The organism is Nonomuraea sp. NPDC049784 (assembly GCF_040659615.1).
In the GTDB taxonomy this organism is placed as follows: domain Bacteria; phylum Actinomycetota; class Actinomycetes; order Streptosporangiales; family Streptosporangiaceae; genus Nonomuraea.
In genome coordinates, this window is record NZ_JBFAMX010000225.1 from 1 (window position 1) to 15,519 (window position 15,519).

The window sequence follows — 15,519 nt, forward strand, 5'->3', positions numbered from 1 at the left end:
TCGCCCACTGCGCGACGGTCAAATCACCCCGACCCACACAAAGATCGTCTCGGAAGTGGACCACCCAGGTGATCCACTTCTGAAACAGGCCCTAGAAGGCACCGTCACAGTCCTGACCGCCCTCACCGGCTCGGCGCTGGCCATCAGCCCCGAAACGATCAGGAGTGCGACGACCTGTGACCAGCGTGCCCCATCCCGCCCAACCTGACCACGCCACGGCCGAAGCCTCACCGGTGATGTTGGGCGTCGATACCCACAAAGACGTGCACGTCGCGGCCGTGCTCACTGCGGTCGGTGTGCTGGTCGGCAGCAAGACCTTCCCCGCCACGGCTGCCGGTTATCGGTCGCTGCTGAGGTGGGCGCAAGGATTCGGGCCGGTGGTCCGCGCCGGCGTGGAGTGCACCGGCTCCTACGGGGCCGCGCTGACTCGGCACCTGCGTAAGGCGGGCATCCAGGTAGTAGAGGTGAACCAGCCGGACAAGGCCACCCGGCGCCGGCGGGGCAAGACCGACGCGGTCGACGCGATGGCCGCAGCCAGAGCAGTGCTGTCCGAGCGGGCCACCGCGGTGCCCAAGTCCGGCGATGGGCACGTCGAGGCGATGCGCGTGTTCAAGCTGGCCAGGGACTCGGCGGTCAAATCCCGCACCCAGGCGATCAACCAGCTCAAGGCGGTGCTGGTCAACGTCGACCCGACGTTGCGCGAGTCGCTGGCTGGCCTGAGCACCAAGACTCTCATCCGCAGCTGCGCGGACCTGGCCGAACCCGACACCAGTGGCGCCGACCCGTCCCATTCGGCGGCTGTCTACACGCTGCGGCTGCTGGCTTGCCGCATGCTGCAACTCACAGCCGAGGCCCGCGACCTGGAGAGATGCATCCGGGACGCCGTCGCTGCTCATCGCCCGCAGCTGCTGGAGCGCGTCGGCGTCGGCCCCGACTGTGCCGCCGCCCTGCTCGTCGCGGCCGGCGACAACCCCGAACGGCTGCGAACTGAGGCCTCCTTCGCGGCGCTGTGCGGTGTCAGCCCCGTCGAAGCGTCCTCCGGCAAGACCCAACGGCGCAGGCTCAACCGAGGCGGTGACCGCCAAGCCAACGCCGCCCTCTACCGCATTGTGCTCAGCCGTCTGCGCTGGGACCAGCGCACCCGCGACTACCTGGAACGACGCCTGGCCGAGGGCAAGACTCGCCGAGAAGTCATCCGTTGCATCAAACGCTACGTCGCCCGCGAAATCTACAACCTCACCCACCGGCCAGCCAGCTCACCCCGCACCATCGCTGACCTGCCAGAAGCGGCTTGACAAACATAGGGGCATCTACGGCACTCACAAAACTCCGGCGATCAAAGCCTGGCTGGCCCGCCACCCCCGCTTCCATATGCACTTCGGACCGGCTCATCGTGGATCAACCAGGTCGAGCGCTGGTTCGGCTTCCTGACCGACCAGTTGATCCGCCGCGGGGTCCACAAGAGCGTGCAAGCGTTGGAGAAGGACATCCGCGACTGGATGGACCAGTGGAACGACGACCCGAAGCCGTTCGTCTGGACCAAGACCGCCGAAGAGACCCTCGAATTCCTCGCTAAATATTGCCGACGAATTTCAGGCGCATGACATTAGCGGCTCGACATCGCTGTCGCCTGCGATGGAGCCGCCCGACCATCGACAGCACACCATCACCGTCGAGCCACCCAGAAGCAACGGTTCACGGACCTTCAGGACAACGGGCCGTATTTGGGGAGTCGCTGTGGGGTTGACCCACACCTCGGCATGGGGGCGGCGACCCGCGATGTTGAAGGTGTCTCGACAGCCTTGGACGCGCGCTGTCAGCAGACTGGAGCCAGGAAGCGAGGCAGGCGAAAGCCGGACGAGACATCGCGAGCCGCGGCTCCTCTCAGGCGGCTGAGACGTTGCCGCTCCGGTGGCCGTGAGCCTTTTTTGTGTGCCGATCCAGCGAGAGAAGATGAGAGCGCCATGTCCCACCACCTCGATTCGCCCATCGCCCGTCAGGACCCGCGCCTGGATATCACGGACCTGTATGTCTTCCGCGGAGAGCGGGGGACGGTGTTTGTGACGAACCACAGTCACTCGCTCGCTGGCGAGGACATTCCGCGCGGTCTGCACCCCGAGGGCCGGTACGAGTTCAAGATCGACGGCAACGGGGACGCCGTCGAGGATCTCACGTACCGTTTCACCTTCTCGGACGTCGACGCCGGCGGGGTCCAGGGCTACGAGGTGCGCCGTCTGGCCGGGCCGGATGCCCGCGACGCCTCCGCAACCGGTACGGTGATCGCCCGGGGCTGTAGCGGAGAGATCGTCGAACCTGAGACAGGTGGCCGGGTGTGGGCCGGCAAGGCGGGCGATTCGTTCTGGATCGAACCGGACGTACTGCACGCCGTCGGCCACGCCTTCCAGGACGGGACCGTCGTCGATCTGTCCTCCTGGGAGCCGGCCGCGGCGAAGAACCTCTTCGCCGGGCACACCGTCCATTCAATCGTTCTGGAGGTCCCGGATGAGGAACTGCTGCCGGTCGCGGGAGACGGCCGCCGGATCGGCGTGTGGGGTCAGACCTGGCTGGCCACTGACGCCGGCGGGTGGCGTCCGATCAACCGAGCCGGCCTGCCTATGATCCACCCGCTGTTCACCCAGTTCAACGAGGACCTCGGCGACCGCCTCAACGAGAACGTCCCGGGCGACGACATCGAGATCTACGGTAAGGTGCTCGCCAACATGGTGGCGGGCGTGGTGCGCGCCTATGGAAGCGCCGAGGACCCGGAAGCCTACGCCCGGACGGTCATCAGCAGGATTTTGCCCAACATCCTGCCGTACACCGTCGGGACGCCCGCTATCTACGGCTTCGCCGAGTGGAACGGTCGATCGCTGACCGACAACGCTCCCGACGTCATGTTCTCCTTCGCTGCCAACACGCCGGTCCCTCTCGGCATCGGGAAGGAGTCCGTGACGGCCAAGCCGTCCTCCGGCTTCCCCTACGTGCCCTCCATCTCCTGACGCGGGCAACCCGGCGGCGGTGCGAGGGGGCGATCGCCCCCTCGCACCGCCGGCGCCTTGTCCAGTTGGCGGCCGGTACCGGCCCCAAGAGCGGGCATTTGCTCTCGGCCGCGAGGCCTTTCGCTGTGGCATGTCACTGCTGAAGGCTTCGAGGCTCGTTTATGAACGTCGCTTGCAGGTGGGCGCCCAGTCGCCGTATCGCGAAAGGTTTGCTGCAGTCGCATCGTCACCGGCTGGCCCAGGAGGTGGTCTCCGACACGGCCGCCGAGTACGGCTGTTCCCGGCTGGTCGGGCCCGAACACCTGACCTGCGGCCTCAGAGGCCGGTTGTGGGCCCTCTCGGGCTACTCTGCGAGCTTCAACGTACTCCGGGCGGCCTCGACGAAATCGGTGACGAGCGAGGAGTGCCGTGTGTCGTCCCAGGCGAGGGCCACCCGGCCCGGCGGTACGTCGGTTACGGGGACGTAGGCGATGTCGGGGCGCGGGAAGAGGGCCGCCACCGGGTCGGGTATGAGGACGACGCCGCGTCCCGCTCTGATGTAGCCGAGCAGTTCCTCCATATCGTGGAACGCTGGTCCCCGCGGTGGCTGGGTGTCGTCGGGCGGCGGCTCGGCGTTCCAGACGGCGGCCCAGTCCGGGGTGGCGTCGGCGTAGCGCAGGATCGATTCGCCGGCGAGGGCGGTGATGCCGATCGCGGGCTCGCCGGCCAGGGGATGATCGGACGGCAGGACGACGCTGAGCCGCTCCCGGTACAGGGGCAGGACCTTCAGGCCTTCGGCATCGATGGGCAGCCGGACGAAGCCGATGTCGACGGTCCGGTCCAGGAGCGGCCGCTTCTGGTTCCACCAGCGCAGGCGGATCAGTTCGAGCGGCACGTTGGGATGGCGGGCGGAAAACACGTTCACGGCGGCGGCGACATCCGTGCCAAGCATGAAGCCGACGGTCATCGTGTGCTCGCCTGCGGCGATGCGACGGACCCGGTCCTGGACGGCCTGCCCCGCGGCCAGCAGAGCCCTGGCATCGTCGAGGAAATGCTCGCCGGCGTCGGTGAGGGTAACGTTGCGGCTGGCGCGGTTGAAGAGCTCGACTCCGAGGTCGCGTTCCAGTTGGCGTACCTGGCGGGACAGTGCGGGCTGGGTGACGTGCAAGGCGAGGGCAGCCTGGCCGAAGTGCAGCCGCTCGGCGACGGCCACGAAGTACCGCAGCTTGCGCAGATCGAGATCCATCGGGCTACCAAGCATCCCACTCCCACCCCTTCCTGCACCGATGCCTTATAGTTATGGGACGCACCACAACAGGCATTGGACCTGCCCATAATTGTGGCTGCATACTCTCTTTGAGCAGCTAGTCCTCAGCACGGTCAACGGACGGGCTGTCGCCCATGATCCGTCTCTCCTCGAAAAGCGCTGTCGGCGGCCGCAGCCGTAAACTCGCTTCAGGCCTGGATGGGATGGGCGGCGTCGTCCGGGAAGAGCGGTTCAGGTGCCTTCAGCGGAATGTGTGGCTCCGATCCGCTCTGGTGCGCCGATCCGCTATGGCGCTCAACGTGCCGCAGGAGAGCGACGTGGTCAGGGTACGGAATCGTACCGATCTGCCGGCAGGTAAGCAGCCAGCGGTCGGCGATCTACCGCTGGGGGAGGCGTTTTCCTGAAACTGACCGATTCTGTTCGGCTTCGAACTCTTCTATCCGGACCGCACACGGCGAGCTTTGCTCATCGAGGTGCGTGTCAATCCTTTCCATCGCTGGGCGAAGCATGAGAGTACGACGAGGATACGGAGGTCCGCGCCTGGGACTTACGCACCTCACGATTGCGGCGAGCGGCGTGCTCGCCTTGTTGATAGGTGTCACGTTTGCGGTCCTGCTGTGGGAGATCGCCGATGCGAACAGCGCCACATCGGCGAGACGCGCTTCTCGTACGGCCCTCGTCGAAGCCGGCAACCTGGAACGGTTGGTCCTCGACTTCGAGACAGGGCAGCGCGGCTTCATGATCACCAAGCGTGAGGAGTTCCTTCAGCCGTGGCAGGCCGCACGGAAGGAGCTTCCTGCACAGGCGCGGAGGTTCATCGGGGCCGCTACCTCTCCCGAACAGCGGCGCATCGCCGAACAGATCGTGCAGGGCGTTGACTCTTTGGTGTACGACTACTCGGTTCCGCTGGTGGAGGCGGTCCGGCAAGGTGATCCCGCCGCGTCCAGTCTGGCAGCGACGGCTGAGGGGAAGCGGCGCGTCGATGCCTTGCGGGCCCAGTTCGATCAGTACACGGCCGACGAACGTGGCAAGCTCGCGGCGCGCGAAGACATTGCAGGGGCCAACGCGCGGCGGGCGGTGATTGCGGCAGGTGGGGGTCTGGCCGCATCGACTGTGCTGGTGGCTGCTTTCACGGTGCTCCAGCACCGCGCCGTCGTACGGCCCGTCCGTAAGGCTGCGGCTGCGGCGGGGCGGCTGGCCACTGGTGATCTCGGAGTGCGGATTGGCCCCAGCAAGGTGGCGGAGATCGATGCGCTGGGGGTGTCCTTCAACAGCATGGCGGGCTCCTTGCAGGACAGCCGCAGGCGCATCATGGAAAGCGTCGAGGCGGTACACCGGCGCACGGCTCGGGACCTGCACGACGGGGCGCAGCAACGACTCGTCAGCCTGATGATCGGGCTCCGACTCGCACGGGAGCTGGTCCCCGATACGGAATCGTCCGCCACTGAGCTGCTGGACCAGTCGATCGCCGACGCGAAGACGGCGATCGACGAGCTGAGGGAACTTGCGTCGGGAATCTACCCGCTCGTGCTGACGGTGAAGGGGCTGGTGGCGGCGGTGCAAGACCTGGCGTCCCGCTGTGCGATTCCCGCCGTCGTGGAGAGCAACTTCGACCAGAGGATTCCCGCTGCCGTTGAGTCGAACGCCTATTTCGTCGTGGCGGAGGCCGTGACGAACGCAGTCAAGCACGCCCAGGCGTCCCGGATTGACATCTCCCTCGAGCTCGAGGAGGCCCTGCAGATCCGGGTCGTCGACGATGGTGTCGGCGGCGTGGGCGCCGTCACGGCGGGCAGCGGTCTGACTGGGCTGGCGGACCGGGTAGCCGCCTTCGACGGCATGGTGACCGTCGAGTCGCCCCCGGGCGGCGGCACGACGATCCTGGCGAGGATCCCGATGCCGACCTGATGAGGTCCTCCGAGAGGGAACGTGGGGTTGGCCCCATAGCCTGCACGTTGTCCCATCGGGGATGCTGGTTCCGTGTCAGTCAATGTGGTGGTCGTCGACGATGACCCCGGTTTCCGTCGCATCGCCAGGGCGCTGCTGACTGCGCGAGGGCTGCGGGTCGTCGCCGAGTCGTCGGATGGGGCATCGGCGGTCGCGGCGGTGCAGGAGCATCGCCCCGACGGCGTGCTGCTCGATCTTCACCTTCCGGACCAGGACGGTCTCTCCGTCGCCCGAGCGCTCACACGAGAGAGACATCCGCTGAGGATCGTGCTGACCTCCACCGATTCTTGGACGTGGTCGGAGGAAGACCTCGCTGGTGCGGGGATCGTGCGCTTCGTGGCAAAGGACCGGCTGTTCGATGCCGACTTGAAAGCCCTTTTCTCGCCTACCGCTTGAGGTAGTGCAGCACGGCGAGAACGCGGCGGTGCTGTGAGGATTCCGTCTGCTGCAAGCCCAGTTTGAGGAAGATGCCGGTCACGTGGCGCTCCACTGCGGGGACTGTCACGACGAGCTTGTCGGCGATGCCGGAATTGGAGTGTCCCTCGGCCATCAGCGCCAGGACCTCCTTCTCCCGGGGGGTCAATCTGTCCAGCGGGTCCGCTGTGCGCTTGCGGCTGACGAGCGTGGCGATGACATCCGGGTCGAGTGCCGAACCACCGGCGACGACCCGCTGCACGGCGTCCATGAGGACCTGCTGGCTGGCGACCTTCTCCTTCAGCAGGTATCCGACTCCACTCGGATCGTCTCCGACGAGATCAAGGGCGAACGAGGCATCCAGGAACTGCGACAGCACGATCACGGGAGTGCCCGGCTGCTCCGCCCGGATTCGGCGCGCCGCCTGGAGCCCGTCGTCGGTGAGGTTCGGCGGCATCTGGATGTCTGTGATCACCACATCAGGCTTGTGCTCCGCGGCAGACCTGACCAGTTCCACCGCGTTGGAGACGGACGCCACGACCTCGACGCCGGACCGCTCCAGCATGGCCGTGATGCCCTCACGGACGATGACCTGGTCTTCTCCCAGCACTGCACGTAGAGGCCCACTCATGGAGGCATCTTAGTCGGCGCCGCCGAGCCGACCGGATCGTGCGGGGCGACGGTTTCCCCGAGGTGATCTGTGGGGTTTTCCCCACGTGCGGCCTGGGGGCGGCCGACACAGGCTTTGAAGGCGGCTCGACAGCCGGCTGGACGGCCCGTGACCAGACTTGAAGACATCCAAGGCGGGTCCCTGCAGAGCACCCCGTTCAGCCGTCGCCCTTGAGTGGAGGAGCATCATGTCCGAGACGTTCACACCGGTTACACCTGTGCTGGAAGAGGCCGCCGCGGCGTTTGCCAAGGCCACGTCGCAGCCGCCGTTCCTGTACCAGCTGCCCCCGGTCGAAGGCCGCAAGACGGTCGACGAGGTCCAGTCGGGGCAGATCCCGAAGCCCGCCGTCAACGAGGAGTGGATCACCGTGCAGGGCGGGCCGACGGGCAGCGTACGCGCCCGCATCGTCAAGCCCGCCGCAGCTTCGGGCCCGCTCCCGGTCGTGCTCTACATCCACGGCGCGGGCTGGGTGTTCGGCAACGCCCACACACATGACCGGCTCGTCCGCGAGCTCGCCGTGGGCGCCGGCGCCGCCGTGGTCTTCCCCGAGTACGACCTGTCGCCCGAGGCGCGCTACCCGATCGCCATCGAGCAGAACTACCAGGTGGCCCGCTGGGTCGTCACCGACGGCGCCGGCAAGGGTCTGGACGCCTCCCGGATCGCCGTCGCGGGCGACTCGGTCGGCGGCAACATGACGGCCGCGATGACCTTGATGGCCAAGGAGCGCGGCGACCTGCCGCTGACGTTCCAACTGCTCTTCTACCCGGTCACTGACGCCAGCTTCGACACCGGCTCCTACCACCAGTTCGCCGAGGGATACTTCCTGACCCGTGAGGCCATGAAGTGGTTCTGGGACCAGTACACGACCGACGAGAAGGAGCGCGCCGAGATCACGGCCTCGCCGCTGCGCGCCACCGTCGAACAACTCGCCGGCCTGCCGCCGGCGCTCGTCATCACCGGTGAGGCGGACGTCCTGCGCGATGAGGGCGAGGCCTACGCCGCCAAGCTGCGCCAGGCCGGCGTTCCTGTGACCGCGGTCCGGTACCAGGGCGTCATTCACGACTTCGTCATGCTGAACGCCCTGCGCGGCACCCAGGCCGCCGACGCGGCCATCCACCAGGCCATCACCGCTCTGCGTACGGCACTGGCCGTCTGATTGACACGGTCGCCGCCGCACCGGGCTGTCCCGAACGCCGCCTTCCCGCTTCATCGTCCTCGCCCATCAAGGAGAACTATCGTGACCATCGCCACCCGCAGACTCGGCACGAGCGGACCGCAAGTCTCCGCCGTCGGGCTGGGCGCCATGGGCATGTCCGACCTGTACGGAGCCGCCGACGACGCCGAAAGCATCGCCACCTTGCACGCCGCCCTCGACGCGGGCGTGAACCTCATCGACACCGCTGACTTCTACGGCTCCGGCGCCAATGAACTGCTCATCGCCCGGGCGTTGCAGGAGCGCAGGCGCGAGGAGGTCGTCTTGAGCGTCAAGTTCGGCTCACGCCGCACGCCCGACGGCGGCTTCCAGCCCGTGCCCTACGATGTGTCGCCGGCCGCGGTCAAAGACCGCCTCGCCTACTCTCTGCGACGGCTGAACACCGACTACATCGACATCTACCGCCCCGCGCGTCTCAACCCCGACATCCCCGTCGAGGAGACCGTCGGCGCACTCGCGGAGATGCGGCAGGCCGGCTATATCAGGCACATCGGCCTGTCCGAGGTGGGCGCGGCCACCATCCGCCGCGCCGCTGCCGTCGCACCCATCAGCGACGTGCAGCTCGAGTACTCGCTGCTCTCCCGCGGGCCGGAGACCGCCATCATTCCCGCACTGCGCGAGCTCGGCATCGGCCTGACCGCCTACGGCGTGCTCTCGCGCGGCCTGCTCAGCGGCCGCTGGACGCGCGCGCGCCGCCTGGGCGCGGACGACTTCCGCGCCCACAGCCCCCGCTTCCAAGGCGAGAACTTGCAGGCCAACCTCCGCCTGGTCGACGCGCTGGGCCGGGTCGCCGCACGCCTAGGCGCCACCACCAGCCAGATCGCCATCGCCTGGGTGACCGCCCAGGGCCAGGACATCGTCCCTCTGGTCGGCGCCCGCCGGCGCGATCGCCTGGCCGAATCTCTCGACGCCGCCGGCCTCGTGCTGGACGCCGACGCCCTGACCGAGATCGAGGCGGCCGTCCCCGCAGGATCCGCCGCCGGCGAGCGCTACGCGGCCCCGCTCATGGCCACCCTCGACAGCGAACGCTGACCAATACCCGACCGCGACCCCCCGCCCGGCTCACCTGGCGGGTGCGACGAACAGCACACGAAGGATTGATCACCATGATGGATACCACTATCAACCGCATCGCCCTGGTCACCGGCGGTTCCGGTGGCATCGGCCGTGCGGTCGTCGAGCGGCTGGCCAGGGACGGCATCGCGGTCGGTGTGCACTACGCGGGCAACAAGGCCCGCGCTGAGGAGATGGTCGCCGCGGTCATCTCGGCCGGCGGCAGGGCGATCGCGATCGGCGGTGACGTCGCCGACGAGCACGCCATGACGGAGGCGTTCGACGCCGTGGAGGGGGAGTTCGGCGGCATCGACGTCGTCGTCAACACGGCGGGCATCATGCTGCTGTCGCCGATCGCCACGCTCGACCTGGACGACCTGGACCGGATGCACCGCACCAACATCCGCGGCACCTTCGTGATCTCCCAGCAGGCGGCCCGGCGGGTGCGCGCCGGCGGCGCGATCATCAACTTCTCCACCTCCGTCACCCGCCTGCAATTCCCGGCCTACGGCGCTTATGCGGCCAGCAAGGCCGCCGTCGAGGGCATGACCCTGGTGCTGGCCCGAGAGCTGCGCGGCAAGGACATCACCGTCAACGCCGTAGCCCCCGGCCCCACCGCCACCCCCCTGTTCCTTCAGGACAAGGACCAGGCCGCGATCGAGAACCTCGCCAAAGCCGCTCCGCTCGAGCGTCTCGGGACACCGCAGGACATCGCCGAGGCGGTCGCGTTCCTCGCCGGCCCGGCCCGCTGGATCAACGGCCAGGTCCTGTACGCCAACGGCGGCGTGGCCTGAGCGGCCTTGCCTGCCACCGTCCGCCCTTCCTGACCTCCCTCGTTTCGCCCGTCACCAGCTTAGGCAGCGACCCCAACCCCGACCAGAGGAGACAGAACCTCATGAACAACATCGTCATCACCGGTGCGTCCAGCGGCTTCGGCGCCCTGACCGCCCGCGCCCTCGCCGACGGCGGAAACACCGTTTATGCCGGCATGCGCCAGACCACGACCCGTAATGCCCCCCAGGTCGAGGCCGCCGCCGGCTACAGCAGCCAGCACGGCGTCGACCTGCGCGCCATCGAGCTCGACGTCAACTCCCAGGAGTCCGTGGACGCCGCCATCGCCCAGGTCATCGCCGAACACGGCCGCATCGACGTCCTCATCCACAACGCCGGGCACATGGTCACCGGCCCCGCCGAAGCCTTCACCCCGGAACAGCTCGCCGAACTGTACGAGGTGAACGTGCTCTCCACTCAGCGCGTCAACCGTGCGGCCCTGCCACACATGCGCGCGGCAGGCACGGGCCTGGTGATCTGGGTGTCCAGCTCCAGCGTCAAGGGGGGAACCCCGCCGTACCTGGCGCCTTACTTCGCCGCCAAGGCCGGCATGGACTCCCTCGCCGTGAGCTACGCCGCCGAACTCGCCCGCTGGGGAGTGGAAACCTCGATCGTGGTCCCCGGCTCGTTCACCAGCGGCACCAACCACTTCGCCCACTCCGGCCACCCGGCCGACGCCGCGGTCGAGGCGGAGTACGAGACGAAGTATCCCGGCCTGATGGATCAGGTGGCCGGCAAGCTTGCCGCGCTGGCCCCCGAGGGCGCGGACGCGTCCCTTGTCTCGGCCGAGATCGCCCGCATCGTCGCCCTTCCCGCCGGGCAGCGCCCGTACCGGGTGCACATCGACCCGGCCGACGACGGCTCCGAAGAGGTCTCGAAGGTCGCCGATCGCGTCCGTCGCGAGTTCCTCACCCGCGTCGGCCTCGATGACCTGCTCGCCGCGCACCCGGCGAACGCCTGACCCGCACTCCGCGGGCAGATGCCGCCACGCACTGCCGGTACGAAACCGCCACATCACCACGTTTGAACTGTTGTCGCAGGTCCGGGATTGGGCCTCGCTCACCCGGCGGCCGGTGAGCGAGGCTCGATCACGGACCATTCCTCATCGGTGAGGTCGCCACGCGCCGTGATCTCGGAGACCTGCTAGAGCGCCTTGACCACCGCCGGGCCGCTGCCGCGCGGCACCGTGCCCTTGCGCCAGCCTCCAGGCCCGACACCTGCGGCCCCGGCGGCACCTCCGGCAGCCGGTCCGGCACATGCCGCTGTCCAGGCGTCAACAGGCATTCCAGCACGCTCCACAACCGGAGGGTGGCCTTCCCCTGCACCTGCGGCACCAGCCTGGCCAGGGCCGTCACCCCCGGCAGCAGCACCTTGCGCTCCCGCAGCCAGCCCACCGCGAGCCCACCCCGAAGGCCGTGAGGGGCAACACAATGGGGATCCGCCCGGGGATCATCAACATCCAGCGATCAGCGACATCGACACGATCCGCGCTGACACATGTGACGCCGGCGCGGCGTTCGGCCTGCTGTTCGCCCCCTGGGCCCGCTGCTTGTCGCAGGCGGCGGCCAGCTCGGCGCAGGTCAGGGACGTAGACATCAACATCCGGGACATCACATCCGGCGGACGGTGTCTCAAGGTGAGACACCCCGAGATGGAGCTATGGGCTTATATGGACACCATGGGTGAGAAGGCAGCCGCATCCTGCATTCGAGCCGTATGCAGTCCCGTGTGGCCCAGCCGTCGGCCGGTAAGCCGCATCGCATCAGCATCGAATGTACCAGCAGTCCGTTCTTCATCTCATTGTGGACAACAGCCACCGCTTGCTTCCGTAAACACGCCACCAAGGGCACGAAGCCGGTTCTTGCGTGTCAGCTGTCTGGCGGCGCGTCGAGGACGGAGAGTGGCAAATGGGCGCCGGGGTTGTGCTGTCAAGAGGTCGCCGGCAGGCGGCGTCAGCACCAGCCATTGTCTCCGGCGGCACGAGCCGTGTCTCCGGCCCATACAGGCGCCCGAACGCCTCAGCCGAAAGGGTGAACCTCGACGATGACCGGGATCAACAGCAACGCGAGCCGGGCAGCGCCTGTCTGGCATAACGAGGCCGCGATGTTCGCACCCATATCGACAACTCATCAAAGGAAAAGGGGGAACGTGGAGTTGAAGATCAGCTGGCCGCCTCGGTTGCGCCCGCGCTCCATCCAGTGGCGCTACACGCTCACCGTGGGGGTACTGTTTCTGATCGTCCTTGCGGTGGTCGGTGCTCTTGTCGACCTCGGGATCCGCAGCAGGGTCACGGCGGACATCGTCCGGGACACGCGTCTGGCCATCGTCGACTGGGCCGCGGAAATGCGGCCTGGACACATACCACCACCCAATCCAACCCCTCGCGCCGACTACCTCCAACTCGTCGACTCCGCGGGGCAAGTGGTGGCGGCCAGCGCCGCTGCGGCGGGAAAGCCCCCGCTGACCACGCTCCGGCCTCCCCCCGACGACCGCGTGCAGGACATCACGGCGTGCCTGCGGGAGGACAAATGCATGTCGGTAACAGCCCTGCGGCTCGAAGAAGGAGTGGCCCGCCTGTTCTGGAACGGTGAACCGCACTACATCTATGCCGGCAAGGTGCGACCTCCCGGCCTGACCATGCACTATTTGGAGGTCGGCATCGGGGCGGCGGTCCTGATCGCCTCCACGATGGCCGCCTGGGCCACCTGGGTGGTCGTGGGTCGAACCCTGCGCCCCGTGCGGGCCATCACCAGCAGGATGCGTGAGGCCACAGCAGGCGACCTCAGTCTGCGGGTTCCCACACCGCCGGGCGATGACGAGATCGCGCAACTCGCCCACACCTCCAACACCTATCTCGAGCGTCTGCAGCAAGCGGTGACTGCTCAGCGCCGCTTCGCCTGCATGGCTTCCCATGAGCTCCGATCTCCCGTCGCCGCCCTGCACGTCCAGATGGAGGAGGCGCTCACCTACCCCGACCAGTCGGATGCACGTACGACCATGCAGAGGGCCCTGCACACCACCGAGCGCCTCCAAGCGCTCATCGACGAGTTGCTCGCCTACACCCGCGTCAAGGACGCCCGCCCGTCCGCCTACCAGCCGCTCGATCTTGCTGCCCTGGTGCGGGAGGAGATTGCGATCTTCTCGGGTGGCACCCCGATACGGCTGCATGCGACATGCCACCCGACGGTCCGGGGTACTCAGGTGCAACTGGCCAGCGTCGTCAACAACCTCTTGACCAACGCCAGACGGCACGCCCACTCCCGCGTCGATGTCACCGTGGAACACGTCGACGACCAGGCCGTGGTGACCGTACAGGACGATGGAGCAGGGATCGCGCCCGAGGACCGCGAGCGCGTCTTCGAGACCTTCGTCCGTCTACGGGAGGGCCGGCGCCTTGACCCTGGCGGCAGCGGACTCGGTCTGGCCATCTCCCGCGAGACCTCCAACGCCCACGGCGGCTCCCTCACCATCGAGGACTGCCCAAAGGGAACACGGTTCGTACTGCGTCTACCGCTCATGGGGGCCCAGCCGCAGAACAGGGCACCACAGACCGGTCCACCAGCTAAAGACGCCATGCCACTACGTGACACCCGCGGATGAACATGGGGGTGTGTCCCTCGCTGACGTCGTACGCGCTTGGACCCGCGAGCCTCGCGTGGAAGGCCGAGATGGGCGGTGACCGCGGTGATGGCCTCAGGGCCGGGTTTGACATAGCGCAGGGCGGTACGGGGATTCTTGTGCCGAGTCTTGCCCATGATGAGCTGCAAGGGAACATCGGCCTCGCCCAGGTGGGTGGCAGCGCTGTGCCGGAGCTGGTGCAGGTCGAGCCCGGTGTATTGGTCGAGCAGGACGCGGCCACGGTCATAGCCGAGCCGGGCACGGCCGGTGTGCGGGCAGATGTCGCCAGCGGAGCGGCGGGCAGGCACCGGCCGGCGCATCGACAGGAACAGCTGGCCACGGATGCGGGCGGTGCCGTCCGGCAGTCGCAGCAAGCGGGGCAGCAGGTAGGCGATGCCGGTGTCCCAGTACACCCATTCGACGGCGCCACCCTTGGACCGGATCGGAGCGCGCTGACCTTCCAGGTCCAGGTCTTCGACGTTGAGCGCGAGGATCCGCGAGGCTCTGGCCGCGGTTTCTTAGAGCATCCGCCACAGGGCTTTCTCCCGTAGCGGGATGTCGCGCCGCGACAGCAGCCGGTGCAGGGCCGTCTTGGCCACCGCGCGGGTCTCGTCGGTGCTCGCGCGGCGGCGTTCGGCATCGGTGGCGATCGAGGGTGCGGGCCAGTGCTTGCGGGTCTGGCACCAGGTGAGCCAGGAGGCGATCGCGGCGCGGTTGCGGTTCCAGGTGGCGGGGCCTGATCATCCGATCGAAAAATTCCCGTTAGCAGAGCAGAGCAGAGCAGAGTCGAGCGGCTTGCCGTGACTTTCCGTTCGAATGCGTCTCGCCGAAGGGTTTCCGCAAGTCAAGACCCATGCAGTCGGGTGGCCTGGACGGCTGTGACGCGGGCGGCTTACACGCGGTGCGCCTTGCGCTCGGCGGGGCCGGCATCGGCGAGGGTAGCGCTCTGCTCCAGCGCGGTGCGATGGAGTGCAAGCGGGGCCGCGACGGGGCGCCTGCGGCCAGCAGAGCGGTGAGGTCCTGCGGCTGGCGGGCGTCGGTCTGCTTGTCGCTGGAGTGCCGCAGATAGACTCGGCCAGCCAGGCCCGACATCGCCGGGGTGGTTGCTGGCGAAGGCACGGGCGATGAGCAGGGCGCTGCGCACACTGGTGGGGACGTAGTTACGCCGCTCCCGGGTGTAGGCCTGCCAAGCCAGCTCGATCGCACCGTCCGCCTCGTTGGCGCGGTCGAGCAGCAGGGCCTCACGGTCGAGGAAGGCAGCGACCTCCTCCAGGAACGCGCCGCCCTCCTCTCGCATCGCGTGCACGGCGGTGCGGATCTCGCCGACCTCCCCGAGGACGCGCGCGACCCGCGCTTCGTACCGGGTGATGTCCGCCAAGACGTAGGGGATCTACGTGCCGTTCCGGTCCGTCTGCTTGAGCAGGGCCATCGTGTCCCCTTCCCGAAGATCGGCCGGGTGGCGCCGGCGGGTGTCGGCGACCTGCCCGACTGATCCACCTGCCCGCCCGGCTCGGCCTGCACACCGAGCTCC

Annotated in this window: 14 protein-coding genes and 2 pseudogenes; 11 read left to right on the plus strand and 5 right to left on the minus strand. The window is 67.9% G+C overall.

Annotated features, from left to right (window positions below; genetic code table 11):
• From AB0J09_RS34250 to AB0J09_RS34265, 4 genes and pseudogenes are all read left to right on the plus strand, one after another.
• A partial coding sequence (locus AB0J09_RS34250) for a hypothetical protein (RefSeq protein WP_360699958.1) occupies nucleotides 1-208 on the plus strand: 208 nt, incomplete at its 5' end.
• A 28-nt stretch (nucleotides 209-236) separates the two neighbouring features.
• Nucleotides 237-1,295, plus strand: coding sequence for an IS110 family transposase (locus AB0J09_RS34255; RefSeq protein ID WP_360699961.1), 1,059 nt, complete (start codon nucleotides 237-239; stop codon nucleotides 1,293-1,295).
• Between the two features lie 16 nt (nucleotides 1,296-1,311).
• Nucleotides 1,312-1,604: pseudogene (locus AB0J09_RS34260) on the plus strand (IS630 family transposase); the annotation flags it as partial.
• A 360-nt stretch (nucleotides 1,605-1,964) separates the two neighbouring features.
• Complete coding sequence (locus AB0J09_RS34265; RefSeq protein WP_360699964.1) at nucleotides 1,965-2,999, plus strand: DUF4331 family protein; 1,035 nt, start codon at nucleotides 1,965-1,967, stop codon at nucleotides 2,997-2,999.
• Nucleotides 3,000-3,342: 343 nt separating this feature from the next.
• Here the strand turns inward: AB0J09_RS34265 and AB0J09_RS34270 are convergent, their stop codons facing one another.
• On the minus strand, nucleotides 3,343-4,224 hold the full coding sequence (locus AB0J09_RS34270) for a LysR substrate-binding domain-containing protein (protein WP_360699967.1): 882 nt from the start codon (nucleotides 4,222-4,224) through the stop codon (nucleotides 3,343-3,345).
• A 597-nt stretch (nucleotides 4,225-4,821) separates the two neighbouring features.
• On the opposite strand from AB0J09_RS34270, the gene AB0J09_RS34275 reads away from it, so the two are divergent.
• Together AB0J09_RS34275 and AB0J09_RS34280 are read left to right on the plus strand one after the other, a co-directional pair.
• Nucleotides 4,822-6,150, plus strand: a complete 1,329-nt coding sequence (locus tag AB0J09_RS34275; protein WP_360699970.1) for a CHASE3 domain-containing protein — start codon at nucleotides 4,822-4,824, stop codon at nucleotides 6,148-6,150.
• Between the two features lie 84 nt (nucleotides 6,151-6,234).
• Nucleotides 6,235-6,585: a response regulator transcription factor gene (locus tag AB0J09_RS34280; RefSeq protein WP_360699973.1), complete on the plus strand. Its 351-nt coding sequence runs from the start codon at nucleotides 6,235-6,237 to the stop codon at nucleotides 6,583-6,585.
• Here AB0J09_RS34280 and AB0J09_RS34285 read toward each other — a convergent pair.
• The gene (locus AB0J09_RS34285; RefSeq protein ID WP_360699976.1) at nucleotides 6,575-7,234 is read right to left on the minus strand and encodes a response regulator transcription factor; all 660 of its coding nucleotides are present in this window, start codon (nucleotides 7,232-7,234) and stop codon (nucleotides 6,575-6,577) included. The two genes, AB0J09_RS34280 and AB0J09_RS34285, sit on opposite strands and share 11 nt — an antisense overlap.
• 226 nt (nucleotides 7,235-7,460) lie before the next feature.
• On the opposite strand from AB0J09_RS34285, the gene AB0J09_RS34290 reads away from it, so the two are divergent.
• From AB0J09_RS34290 to AB0J09_RS34305, 4 genes are all read left to right on the plus strand, one after another.
• A complete protein-coding gene (locus tag AB0J09_RS34290; protein WP_360699979.1) occupies nucleotides 7,461-8,429 on the plus strand; it encodes an alpha/beta hydrolase in 969 nt (322 codons plus the stop codon).
• A gap of 81 nt (nucleotides 8,430-8,510) precedes the next feature.
• Nucleotides 8,511-9,518, plus strand: a complete 1,008-nt coding sequence (locus AB0J09_RS34295) for an aldo/keto reductase (RefSeq protein WP_360699982.1) — start codon at nucleotides 8,511-8,513, stop codon at nucleotides 9,516-9,518.
• Between the two features lie 77 nt (nucleotides 9,519-9,595).
• Nucleotides 9,596-10,333 carry an SDR family oxidoreductase gene (locus AB0J09_RS34300; RefSeq protein ID WP_360699998.1) on the plus strand — a complete coding sequence of 246 codons (738 nt, stop codon included), beginning with the start codon at nucleotides 9,596-9,598 and terminating at the stop codon, nucleotides 10,331-10,333.
• Between the two features lie 101 nt (nucleotides 10,334-10,434).
• Entirely contained in the window at nucleotides 10,435-11,331 is an 897-nt protein-coding gene (locus tag AB0J09_RS34305; RefSeq protein WP_360699985.1) for an SDR family oxidoreductase, read from the plus strand.
• Nucleotides 11,332-11,822: 491 nt separating this feature from the next.
• Here AB0J09_RS34305 and AB0J09_RS34310 read toward each other — a convergent pair whose 3' ends face one another.
• Nucleotides 11,823-11,972 carry a hypothetical protein gene (locus AB0J09_RS34310; protein WP_360699988.1) on the minus strand — a complete coding sequence of 50 codons (150 nt, stop codon included), beginning with the start codon at nucleotides 11,970-11,972 and terminating at the stop codon, nucleotides 11,823-11,825.
• Between the two features lie 546 nt (nucleotides 11,973-12,518).
• Between AB0J09_RS34310 and AB0J09_RS34315 the strand changes: the two genes are divergently transcribed.
• Nucleotides 12,519-13,970, plus strand: a complete 1,452-nt coding sequence (locus tag AB0J09_RS34315) for a HAMP domain-containing sensor histidine kinase (protein ID WP_360699991.1) — start codon at nucleotides 12,519-12,521, stop codon at nucleotides 13,968-13,970.
• 164 nt (nucleotides 13,971-14,134) lie between these two features.
• On the opposite strand, the pseudogene AB0J09_RS34320 reads toward AB0J09_RS34315, so the two are convergent.
• A pseudogene (locus AB0J09_RS34320) lies at nucleotides 14,135-14,482 on the minus strand (site-specific integrase); the annotation flags it as partial.
• Between the two features lie 398 nt (nucleotides 14,483-14,880).
• Nucleotides 14,881-15,366 (minus strand): hypothetical protein, encoded by a 486-nt coding sequence (locus AB0J09_RS34325; RefSeq protein ID WP_360699995.1) that lies wholly within the window; start codon nucleotides 15,364-15,366, stop codon nucleotides 14,881-14,883.
• Between the last annotated feature and the right edge of the window lie 153 nt (nucleotides 15,367-15,519).

Excerpts from the sequence above, each read along its gene's own strand:
- AB0J09_RS34255 (WP_360699961.1), top strand. The coding sequence starts at position 237 with ATGTTGGGCGTCGATACCCACAAAGACGTGCACGTCGCGGCCGTGCTC.
- AB0J09_RS34265 (WP_360699964.1), top strand. The coding sequence starts at position 1,965 with ATGTCCCACCACCTCGATTCGCCCATCGCCCGTCAGGACCCGCGCCTG.
- AB0J09_RS34270 (WP_360699967.1), bottom strand. The coding sequence starts at position 4,224 with ATGGATCTCGATCTGCGCAAGCTGCGGTACTTCGTGGCCGTCGCCGAG.
- AB0J09_RS34285 (WP_360699976.1), bottom strand. The coding sequence starts at position 7,234 with ATGAGTGGGCCTCTACGTGCAGTGCTGGGAGAAGACCAGGTCATCGTC.
- AB0J09_RS34290 (WP_360699979.1), top strand. The coding sequence starts at position 7,461 with ATGTCCGAGACGTTCACACCGGTTACACCTGTGCTGGAAGAGGCCGCC.
- AB0J09_RS34300 (WP_360699998.1), top strand. The coding sequence starts at position 9,596 with ATGGATACCACTATCAACCGCATCGCCCTGGTCACCGGCGGTTCCGGT.
- AB0J09_RS34305 (WP_360699985.1), top strand. The coding sequence starts at position 10,435 with ATGAACAACATCGTCATCACCGGTGCGTCCAGCGGCTTCGGCGCCCTG.
- AB0J09_RS34310 (WP_360699988.1), bottom strand. The coding sequence starts at position 11,972 with ATGTTGATGTCTACGTCCCTGACCTGCGCCGAGCTGGCCGCCGCCTGC.